The organism is Pedobacter agri PB92 (genome assembly GCF_000258495.1).
Taxonomy (GTDB): domain Bacteria; phylum Bacteroidota; class Bacteroidia; order Sphingobacteriales; family Sphingobacteriaceae; genus Pedobacter; species Pedobacter agri.
Genome location: NZ_AJLG01000050.1, coordinates 18,612 through 28,373 on the forward strand (window position 1 = coordinate 18,612; position 9,762 = coordinate 28,373).

At 37.7% G+C, this 9,762-nt stretch carries 10 protein-coding genes and 1 tRNA gene; 2 read left to right on the forward strand and 9 right to left on the reverse strand.

Features of this window, described 5'->3' with window-relative positions; genetic code table 11:
• Positions 1–36: 36 nt before the first annotated feature.
• The gene (locus tag ON09_RS09420; protein ID WP_010600812.1) at positions 37–531 is read right to left on the reverse strand and encodes a type 2 periplasmic-binding domain-containing protein; all 495 of its coding nucleotides are present in this window, start codon (positions 529–531) and stop codon (positions 37–39) included.
• A 248-nt stretch (positions 532–779) separates the two neighbouring features.
• Between ON09_RS09420 and ON09_RS09425 the strand changes: the two genes are divergently transcribed.
• Positions 780–1,427 (forward strand): Crp/Fnr family transcriptional regulator, encoded by a 648-nt coding sequence (locus ON09_RS09425; protein ID WP_010600813.1) that lies wholly within the window; start codon positions 780–782, stop codon positions 1,425–1,427.
• A 44-nt stretch (positions 1,428–1,471) separates the two neighbouring features.
• Here ON09_RS09425 and ON09_RS09430 read toward each other — a convergent pair whose 3' ends face one another.
• From ON09_RS09430 to ON09_RS09440, 3 genes are read right to left on the reverse strand one after another with little or no spacing between them, the layout of a single operon-like run.
• Positions 1,472–2,473 carry an NADP-dependent oxidoreductase gene (locus tag ON09_RS09430; RefSeq protein WP_010600814.1) on the reverse strand — a complete coding sequence of 334 codons (1,002 nt, stop codon included), beginning with the start codon at positions 2,471–2,473 and terminating at the stop codon, positions 1,472–1,474.
• Between the two features lie 8 nt (positions 2,474–2,481).
• Positions 2,482–3,249, reverse strand: a complete 768-nt coding sequence (locus ON09_RS09435; RefSeq protein ID WP_010600815.1) for an SDR family oxidoreductase — start codon at positions 3,247–3,249, stop codon at positions 2,482–2,484.
• 12 nt (positions 3,250–3,261) lie between these two features.
• Positions 3,262–3,990, reverse strand: a complete 729-nt coding sequence (locus tag ON09_RS09440; protein ID WP_010600816.1) for an SDR family oxidoreductase — start codon at positions 3,988–3,990, stop codon at positions 3,262–3,264.
• A gap of 102 nt (positions 3,991–4,092) precedes the next feature.
• On the opposite strand from ON09_RS09440, the gene ON09_RS09445 reads away from it, so the two are divergent.
• Positions 4,093–4,506 carry a winged helix-turn-helix transcriptional regulator gene (locus tag ON09_RS09445; protein WP_010600817.1) on the forward strand — a complete coding sequence of 138 codons (414 nt, stop codon included), beginning with the start codon at positions 4,093–4,095 and terminating at the stop codon, positions 4,504–4,506.
• 107 nt (positions 4,507–4,613) lie between these two features.
• Here the strand turns inward: ON09_RS09445 and ON09_RS09450 are convergent.
• From ON09_RS09450 to ON09_RS09470, 5 genes are all read right to left on the reverse strand, one after another.
• A tRNA-Leu gene (locus ON09_RS09450) sits at positions 4,614–4,697 on the reverse strand.
• A gap of 47 nt (positions 4,698–4,744) precedes the next feature.
• A complete protein-coding gene (locus ON09_RS09455; RefSeq protein ID WP_010600818.1) occupies positions 4,745–5,509 on the reverse strand; it encodes an MBL fold metallo-hydrolase in 765 nt (254 codons plus the stop codon).
• 49 nt (positions 5,510–5,558) lie between these two features.
• Entirely contained in the window at positions 5,559–5,831 is a 273-nt protein-coding gene (locus ON09_RS09460) for a hypothetical protein (RefSeq protein ID WP_010600819.1), read from the reverse strand.
• A 265-nt stretch (positions 5,832–6,096) separates the two neighbouring features.
• Positions 6,097–6,747: a LolA family protein gene (locus ON09_RS09465; RefSeq protein WP_010600820.1), complete on the reverse strand. Its 651-nt coding sequence runs from the start codon at positions 6,745–6,747 to the stop codon at positions 6,097–6,099.
• A gap of 58 nt (positions 6,748–6,805) precedes the next feature.
• Positions 6,806–9,412: an FtsK/SpoIIIE family DNA translocase gene (locus ON09_RS09470; RefSeq protein WP_010600821.1), complete on the reverse strand. Its 2,607-nt coding sequence runs from the start codon at positions 9,410–9,412 to the stop codon at positions 6,806–6,808.
• Positions 9,413–9,762 lie beyond the last annotated feature (350 nt).

Here is a 9,762-nt window from a genome sequence, read left to right on the forward strand (position 1 = left end):
CACATGTAGCTTGTGCTAAGGCATTTATTATAAGTGCTACATATAGCTCATGCCAGGATAACCTAGCAATCGTCGCCATAATGCAATTTGCCCGATACAATTTGCTTCCCGATAACTGGTAAAACTAAGCATATCAAAAAGTGTCATCTCCATACCCGGCATTTCGATCTGCTCGTTCAGTTTTTCTTCAGAGGCATCGATTAATGCATCATATAACAAGGGCGAAATTTTCTCCCAATCTGCTTTAAATTCTGCTAATGTAGGATAATTGGCGTCATCTATAATTCCTTGATTATCTTTGAACAACTCACCTGTTGATGATTTTTCGTTGATACCGAAAGATTTCGCTAAAAAATAACGGCCAGAAATCACACTACCTGTAATCCATGAGATATGGTTTGCCTTGGTGTTTAAACGCGTTTGTGCATCTTTTTCTTCTATTCCCTCTAATGCCCTTAACAAAAAATCTGTTTGCATTTCATAAAGAACCAATATTCCTGATAATTTGCTGCTGCTAGATTGTGCTTTCATAACAATAGGTTTTTATTAAATAAAGATATTCGATTTGCGATACAAAACCGATTGCTGTTGAAGTCAATATTAGGGGGGATTTAAGACAATTGAGAACAGGAGAAAAAACGTTGCTCTAAAATTTCTAGCATATCTGTCAGGACGATTTCAATACAACACAGAAAGAATTCCAAGGAAAGATAAATAAGTATGATTCATGCTTTTATGTGTTGCATTATCGCTTTCCAATTGCGAAATTTGCGCCATAAATGAACTTAGAAAACGAATTTGGAGAGCGGAAGTGGGACGAGTTTGGTGGAATTTCTCCACTAATAGCTTTGTTTAAGTCATATCATCCCTTAAATCCCGAGATTGAAAAAATCATCAACGAACAAACATTTCCTGTCAGATTTGACAAAAATAAACATATTGCCTCGCCGTTAAAGCGCAACAGATATATTTATTTGATTCTTCAGGGATCAGTGCATGGCTACATTAAAATGGGAATTGAAAAGGTAACCACCTGGATTGCCATTGAGCATGAACTTGCAGGAACCATACGCAATTTATGGACCGAGGAAGCATCAGAAGAATATATTGAATCGATAGACCCGGTATTGGCGATAGCAATACCCCATGCGATGTCTCGACAGCTTTATCAACAATTCCCCATCGCAAACTATGTGGGGCGGAAAATGACCGAAATATATTTTAAGAGTGCTTCAGAAAGAGCTTTTATAAGTAGATTGCCAACAGCTAAAAAGCGTTATGAGCGGTATTTAATTACCTATTCCTACTTAGTCGACCGAGTCCCATTAAAATATATTGCCTCGTTTTTAAACATGCGATTAGAAACACTGAGCCGAATCAGGGCTACGATAGCTAAAGAAACTGAGAAAATTCTCACTGAACGTTAATAAAAATGGCTTGCATTGAACAGGCAAGCCAATTTTTATGTTCTTTATTTCACTTTCACCACAACTTTTCCTTTGGCTCGTCCGCTCTCCACATAAGCCAAGGCTTCGTTGGTTTGTTCAAAAGGAAAAACTTTGTCAACGATCGGTTTGATGGTACCAGCCTCAATAAGTGCGGTAATTTTATTTAACTGCTCGCCCTCTGCCCTCATAAATAAAAAAGTATAGTTAACATTGTGCTTTTTTGCTTTCTTCCGGATTCCGCTGCTGATCAGTGAAAGAATGATTTTGACAAACCACGGCACGCCTGCCTCTTTTGCAAAAGCTGGTGTTGGTGGACCAGAAATGGAAACTGCCTTTCCTCCAGGCTTTAGGATACGGATTGATTTTTCAAGTGTTTTCGTGTCCTGACTATTCAAAACAACATCATAGTCTTTTAGTATATCTTCAAAATTCTGTGTTTTATAATCAATCAGAACATCTGAACCCAGTTGCTTTAGCATGGTGAAACTTTTTTCACTTGCAGTGGTTGCAACTGTAGCACCCAAGTATTTTGCCAATTGTATCGCAATAGTTCCCACACCACCAGAACCTGCCTGAATGAAAACCTTTTGCCCTTTATGAAGGTTCGCTTTCTCCACCAACGCCTGCCAAGCGGTCAATGCCACCAATGGAATAGATGCAGCTTCCTCCATAGTCAAGTTTTTGGGTTTAAAGGCCACATCATTTTCGCCAATGGCAATAAATTCTGCAAATGTACCGATGTGAAAATCAGCAGGACGTGAATAAACTTCATCCCCAACCCTGAATTTTCTTACATTTTTACCGACCTTCATTACCACACCTGCAACATCATGGCCCAACACCAGCGGAAGCTTATAGGGTAAAATCTGCTTAAATTCCCCTGATTTTATTTTAGCGTCCAACAGGTTTAAGCCCGCTGCATGAACTTCTATCAACACCTCATTATCTTTAACCTGTGGAACAGATACATCGTTAAGGTGTAAGGTTTCTTTTTTCCCGTATTTATTAATGGTATATGCTTTCATCCTGATGGTTATGATTTTATTGCTACTACTGATTTCTTTGGATTGATTAATCCAAATGCCAATTTAGGGAAAAGTCGGTTGAACAAATAGATCAACTTTGTATCGCTAACACGGATGGTATATTGGTCTTTCTCCAATCCTCTTATCAGTGCGTTCACCAATTTTTCCGGACTTATTTTTTTATCATGGCGGTCTGCAACCATTTCCGTATCTACTAATGGTGGCAACAGTTCGAAAACCTTTATGTTACTCTTCAAGATTTGTAAATGTCTTCTTAAAGATTTGGTATAGAAGGCCAATGCAGATTTTGATGCCGAATAGGTCGCTTCTAACATTGATGGTACAATACTTAAGATGGAAGTGGTATTGATGATTGCCGCATCTTTTCTTGATTTGAGCATTTCGATAAAAAGATTGTTCAGGCGGATAACGCCAAGGTAATTGACCTCCATTTCATAAATAGCACCTTTGATATGCTTGTCGTTTGCTACACCTAAGTTGGCAGGAGGAATACCAACACCGGCATTATTGTACAGTATATCAATTCCGCCAAGTTCTTTAACCTTGTCAAAAAGCAATTGGGCATCTGCTTCATTACCTGCATCACTTTTTATAGCGATTAAACTAGGGTACAGTTTCTTTGCGGCATTCAATTTGTCCTGATTTCTGCCTGTAACAATAACCTTTGCGCCAATTTCCAAAAATTGCTTTGCAGCTTCCAGTCCTATACCCGAACCACCGCCTGTAATCAGGATTGTTTTTCCTTTTAAATCCATTACCTACTGAAATTAGAGAGTAACATTTTCTGTAATTGGAACAACTAATTCGTGGATTTTCCTGGTGTCGCCAACCGGAACCTCAAATTGATTTCTTTCTAACGCCACAAACAATTCATCTGCCACCTGGGATGCTGGAATTCCATTTGCCCCACCGATTTCTGCAGAAAATTCGGTATTTACCAAAGGTGGATATAGTTCATATACTTTGAGCTTTTTATTTTCTGAAAAAGTATCTCTCAGGCCTTGTGTATAGCTGTGTAATGCCGCTTTACTCGCAGAATAAGTAGGTAAATATTTATTCGACCTAAATACTGCTATAGAGGAAACGTTTACAATAGCCGCATCTTCTTGTTGTAAAAGCAGCGGCAAAGTCAGGGCTGTGAAATCAATAACACTGATGTAATTGGTATTGATCTCCTCGAAAGCTTTTTCTGCGGACTTGTTATTTACATCACTTAAATCATTCATAAAAGCTGCACCAGCATTATTGATGATAATATTTAATTTCGGGTGTTTAGTTTTTAATTCTTCAGCAATTTTTAACCTGTCTGCCTTCACGGATAAATCGCCCTGTATGGCAACAGCATTATTAAGTTCTTTCAATGCCTTGCGAAGTCGCTCTTCGCTACGCCCATTGATGATGATCATGTTGCCTGATGCGCTCATTTTTTTAGCTATGGCCAGTCCTATTCCGGCGCTTCCACCACTGATGAATACTGTATTTCCTGTTGTTTTCATTGCATCTGTAACTTAAATTTTATAAATTTGCTTGCGTTTTGCAAGTACAAACATACAAACAACTTTTAATTTGCAAGTGTTTTTTTTTAAAAAAATTAGTTTATGGTAAATGTTAAAAAAAGATCTGATTGCCCTATTAGCAATTCATTGGATATTTGGGGAGACAAATGGTCATTGCTTATTATTAGAGACCTCATGTTTGCTAAACAATGTACGTATGGCGATTTCCTAAAATCGGATGAAAAAATAGCGACCAATATTCTAGCTTCCAGATTGCTAACCCTCGAAACAAATGGAATAATCACGAAGCATGACCACCCCGATAGCAAAGCCAAAGTTTTATATAAACTAACCGCAAAAGGCGTAGACTTACTTCCCCTAATGATGGAAATCAACTTATGGGCGGATAAATATTTTACACTTACAGAAGAAAGAAAAGCAATGCTCGAAGAAGTAAAAAAAGACAAGGAAGCGTTCATTAGAACCCAAACACTTGCGCTATTAAGTAATAGCTAGGTAACGCTTTTCATCTATTAGTTTTAAGAACCTAAACTAAGAATATTGGAAACTCAAACCGAATTGACATAAAAAAACCGGACTTTGATTTTGTCAAAGCCCGGTTGTACTCGAGAGGAGATTCGAACTCCCACACCCGTAAGGGCGCCAGCCCCTCAAGCTGGTGCGTCTACCAATTTCGCCACCCGAGTAAGTGGAGTGCAAATATAATTTAATTTTGGATTTAGCGAACAGTGATTTACAATTCTATTTTCAGCCCATCGTAAGCCAAGCGAATATTTGAAGGTAAATCGTTCTCAACCACATCATGTAATCCTAAATTATGACTGATGTGTGTAAGATAAGTAGTTTCTGCACCAACTTTTTCAGCAAATGTGACAGCCTCGTCTAGCGTAAAATGTGAAATATGCGGTTCTTTCTGCAAGGCGTTGATTACGAGTATTTTTGTGCCTTTAATTTTATTAAAACTTGTTTCAGAAATGGTCTTTGCATCAGTAATGTAGGTAAAGTCACCTATTCTGTATCCTGTTATGGGCAATAAATGATGCATCACTTCCAACGGGATTATTTCTGTTTCACCTATTTTAAAATTTTCTCCGTTATTAACCGTATGAAGTTTAATCTGAGGTAATCCGTGGTATTTAGTTTCAGCAAAAATGTAATAAAATTCTCTCTTCAACGCTGTTTGAACCCGCTCTGTGGCGTAAACATCTATTACCTTACCTAACAGATAATTAAATGGGCGTATATCATCTAAACCGGCAATATGATCTTTATGTTCATGAGTAAATAATACCGCATCCAAATCTTCAACTTTTTCACGTAGCAATTGGTAACGAAAATCCGGACCACTGTCTACAACGATGGTTTTATCGTTGGTTTCTATCAAAACGGAGGTTCTTAACCTGTTATTTTTCTTATCATTTGATTGACAAACTTCGCATTTACAAGCAATTACTGGAACCCCTTGTGATGTACCTGTGCCCAAAAAAGTTACGATCATTTTAAATAACCTTCCTTTCTATGTGTGCGGTTTGCTGCTTGTATCTGTATCAAAATAACGCTGTTTGCTGTAAAGAATGAAAAAATTGTCTCTGCTTCTCATCTAGTAAATTTTCATCTGGACGGGTTTGCTTCACCAAAGTTACCAAGGCTGCAATTTTCGCTTCCAAATTGGAAAATTTATTTACCACTACGATTTTATTATGTTCTAACAAACAAGAACCGGTTTTAAAATTTCCTTTCTCGTAACGAACTTTAAAACCCATTGCGAAAAGCAACTGCTCCAGTTTTTCTAAAGTATGATTTGTTAGCGGCAATGACATTGGAACAAACTTAGAGAAATCTAAGCAGCATTCAAATTATCTTTTACCATATCAGAAGTTTTGAGGTTTACAATTAATCGATATATGATTTCTTTCAAATACCTAGAAGATTCTGAATTAACAAATCTGTTCACGTTATGCTGGCGAGAACGCTTTATATAGATTCAACATCTTGCGTGTATTCCGTGTTTGTTTAGCGAAATCTTTAAATAAAAAAGGTTCAGCTGTTTCCAACTGAACCTTCAATACCGCAAGGCGGATAAAACTATCTTAAATCTACTACTTCAACACCTGGATATTTCTTGGCATCGAAAGCAAATGTAGTTTCAGGAACGTTTACATTTGGTGAAAAAGTTTTCACATTGTAAGTGTATTTATTTCCATTTTTATCGAACAATACAACATTAGCAATTTGCTTAGCTGCTTTATCGATGCTTAAACGAACTTTAAAGATTGATTTTTTGGTATCAACCGGAGTTAGGTCGATCATCTGATAAGTTTTAGAACCAACTTTCTCGTCGCCTGTGTAAATGTATTTGAAACCTTTTTCGTACACGGTGAAAATTTTCGCCGGATTTATGGCATCACTATTTGGATCAATACTGCTTACCTGAACTTCTTTATCTTTTTTAAGATAAGTCCATTGGCTTTTACCATCGCTAAACAATTCTTGGTTAGTCATTGCAACTTTATATTTATTGGAGTTGGCTTTAACATACAGCGTACCTTGCTGCGTTTCTTTAACTTTCGCTTTTGGGTTATCTAAAGTAAAAGTAAAATCGGTTTTTACGATATTATACGATTTGTATTTTTTGCTTACCTCCGCTAAAATTGCCTTAGCTTTCGCGTCAGTTTGAGCATAAGTTGATGTTGTAAAAGCAACTACAACCATTAATGCTGAAATTAATTTCTTCATCTTGTGTATTTAAATTTTCTTTGAAACGTTTGAGTAAATTTTAAACCATTGGTTTAATCTACCCCTTGTCGTCCATGCTATTCAAGAATTGTTCCAAAGAATATTCATCAGGGTATAAAACTTCACGGGCCTTGCTACCTTCAAACGGCCCAACAATACCCGCAGCTTCTAATTGATCGATAATTCTTCCCGCACGGTTATAACCTAACTTTAGTTTACGTTGAATTAATGATGTAGAACCTTGCTGATGCATTACGATAAGCCTCGCAGCATCTTCAAAAAACTTATCACGTTCATTTGGATCAAAATCGGCTTTACTGCCCTCGCCGGCTTCGTCGATGTACTCTGGCAACTGATATGCATCAGCATAGCCGCGTTGATTACCGATAAATTCAGAAATTCGATCTACCTCTGGTGTATCAACAAAAGCACACTGTAGCCTGATTAAGTCGCTACCTGTAGATAAAAGCATATCTCCACGACCAATCAGCTGGTCGGCACCGCCGCTATCTAAAATTGTTCTTGAATCGATTTTAGATAAAACCCTAAATGCTAACCTCGCCGGGAAATTGGCTTTAATTGTACCCGTAATAATGTTTACCGAAGGACGTTGCGTGGCCAAAACCAAATGGATACCGATAGCACGTGCTAACTGAGCTAAACGGGCTATCGGGGCCTCAACTTCTTTACCCGCAGTCATCATTAAATCGGCAAACTCATCTACCACCAATACAATGAATGGTAAAAATCTGTGCCCGTTATTTGGGTTAAGCTTACGCTTGATAAATTTATCGTTATACTCTTTTAGATTTCTAACCTGCGCATCTTTCAATAAATCGTAACGCTGATCCATTTCGATACATAAAGAGTTTAATGTATTCACTACTTTCTTTGTATCGGTAATAATGGCATCCGCCTCACCAGGAAGCTTTGCCAAAAAGTGACGTTCAATCCGGTTAAATAAAGTTAACTCTACTTTTTTTGGATCGACCAAAACAAACTTCAACTGGGCGGGATGTTTCTTGAACAGCAGCGAAACCAGAATAGAGTTGATACCCACCGACTTACCTTGACCGGTAGCGCCGGCAACGAGTAAGTGAGGCATTTTCGCCAAATCGGCAATAAATACCTCGTTGCTAATTGTTTTACCCAAAGCAATCGGCAAATCCATCGTATTGGAAGTCCACTTTTCAGTATTTAGAATGCTGCGCATGGGTACCATTTCCGGATGTTGGTTTGGTACCTCGATACCAATGGTTCCCTTACCAGGCATAGGTGCGATAATACGTATACCTAAAGCCGCTAATGAAAGGGCAATATCATCTTCCAGGTTTTTAATCTTCGAAATCCTTACTCCAGGAGCAGGAATAATTTCGTATAAAGTTACTGTCGGACCAATGGTAGCCTTAATCTTATCAATTTCGATATTATAATGATTCAGCGTTTCTACAATTTTATTTTTATTGGCTTCTAACTCTTCGGCGTTAACTGAAATCTTATTGGTACCGTAGTTTTCCAGCAAATCAACAGTTGGATATTTGTAGCCGGATAAATCCAGTTTTTCATCATAGTTACCAAACTGTTCTACCAAATCATCTGATTTTTTCTCCTCCTCAGTCTTCTCAATAGTAAAAGCTGGTTCTTTTTCTTCTTCTTCAACAGCTGGCTCTACCGTTAAAGGCATAGCTGATGCAGCTGCCGCAGAAGTAGTTAAAGGTAAGTTAGTGGCGAGGGGCGACAATGTTACCGGTGTAACAACTTCTTCCTCCGGCGCCTTGTCTTCATAGCGGTTTGGCTGTATGACCACATTTTGCTGCTTTCTTTCTTGATTAACAACTGGTTTTTCGCGTACCGGAAATTCAATTGGTTCAGCAACTTGTTCAACCTCCCTATTCTGCGCAAACTTCTCGCGAACTTCGTTCACGTAATCAGGTGTTTCGTTATCCAGATAAACCTCCTTTTCCTTACGTTCGGGAAATTTAAAATCGATGTTATACGCGATGATTAAGATTGTTAAACCCGCAAAAGCGATTAAACCTGCAACACCCGCAGCGCCAATTTGTGCTGCAAGCAATTTGTTACTCCAATAGCCAAATTCACCTTCAACATAATGTGGCGATTCTGACCAAAAACTGTGGGCAAAGCCCAAGGTTAACGAAATAAACAACAGAAAGAAAAAGCTATATCCTAAGGTTTTCGAAATTGATAGAATTTTAACCTTGAACAATAGCCTGTAACCAATAATAAAAAATGCCAGAACGAATAAAAACGAGGCAATGCCGAACCATTCGTAAATAAATTGGTGAGACAATAACGCTCCAAACTTGCCAAGCCAGTTTTGCACTACAGGAATGACAACACCCGAATCCTTTAGTTCTTCAGCAGTTTTGAAAAGGTTTCCCCAACCTCCATTCGCATCAATTACATAGCTTTGATCATCCTGCCAAGTAAATAAATAAGAAGTAAAAGCAATTAAAAAGTAAAGTGAAAGTATAACAAAAAATAAGCCTACAATTTTAATTGCACGTCCATCCTGCAAGTCGAAGCTAGGTAGATATTCTCTTTTTTCTTTTGGCTGGCGACCAGATGATGGCCTGCCTGATGCATTTTCAGCACCTTTATCTCTGAATGTATTGGTTTTAAACTGGTTTCCCCTTACCGCCATTTTCTATACTAGTATTAATAATGAACAAATATAAAATATATAGTTGTATCTATTGAGTTTTTATAAACCGCTTTAAATAAAATTATTTAATACCTATTAAACCTTAACCAGCAAATATTGTCTATTACTATACAACACACAAGTTGTACGTTTTGTCAAATGAAACGGATTTTGTTTTAGGTTTTAGTCCCGTTTTACCTGGAGAGGTTAAACGGGATTTTTTTTTCGATAATCTAACGCTCAAATTGATTTGGGCTATTCGCTATGATTTTCAAAGCTTACAAATTCTTCGTACAACAAAATCAAAACATTCATCGAATGGGCTCCGCACATTTTTTAACCACTCCAGA

What these genes read in the sequence shown, in the direction of transcription:
- ON09_RS09440 (WP_010600816.1), bottom strand. Translation starts at nt 3,990, where the DNA reads ATGAAAACAACAGGAAATACAGTATTCATCAGTGGTGGAAGCGCCGGA.
- ON09_RS09460 (WP_010600819.1), bottom strand. Translation starts at nt 5,831, where the DNA reads ATGTCATTGCCGCTAACAAATCATACTTTAGAAAAACTGGAGCAGTTG.
- ON09_RS09420 (WP_010600812.1), bottom strand. Translation starts at nt 531, where the DNA reads ATGAAAGCACAATCTAGCAGCAGCAAATTATCAGGAATATTGGTTCTT.
- ON09_RS09425 (WP_010600813.1), top strand. Translation starts at nt 780, where the DNA reads ATGAACTTAGAAAACGAATTTGGAGAGCGGAAGTGGGACGAGTTTGGT.
- ON09_RS09445 (WP_010600817.1), top strand. Translation starts at nt 4,093, where the DNA reads ATGGTAAATGTTAAAAAAAGATCTGATTGCCCTATTAGCAATTCATTG.
- ON09_RS09435 (WP_010600815.1), bottom strand. Translation starts at nt 3,249, where the DNA reads ATGGATTTAAAAGGAAAAACAATCCTGATTACAGGCGGTGGTTCGGGT.
- ON09_RS09470 (WP_010600821.1), bottom strand. Translation starts at nt 9,412, where the DNA reads ATGGCGGTAAGGGGAAACCAGTTTAAAACCAATACATTCAGAGATAAA.
- ON09_RS09430 (WP_010600814.1), bottom strand. Translation starts at nt 2,473, where the DNA reads ATGAAAGCATATACCATTAATAAATACGGGAAAAAAGAAACCTTACAC.
- ON09_RS09465 (WP_010600820.1), bottom strand. Translation starts at nt 6,747, where the DNA reads ATGAAGAAATTAATTTCAGCATTAATGGTTGTAGTTGCTTTTACAACA.
- ON09_RS09455 (WP_010600818.1), bottom strand. Translation starts at nt 5,509, where the DNA reads ATGATCGTAACTTTTTTGGGCACAGGTACATCACAAGGGGTTCCAGTA.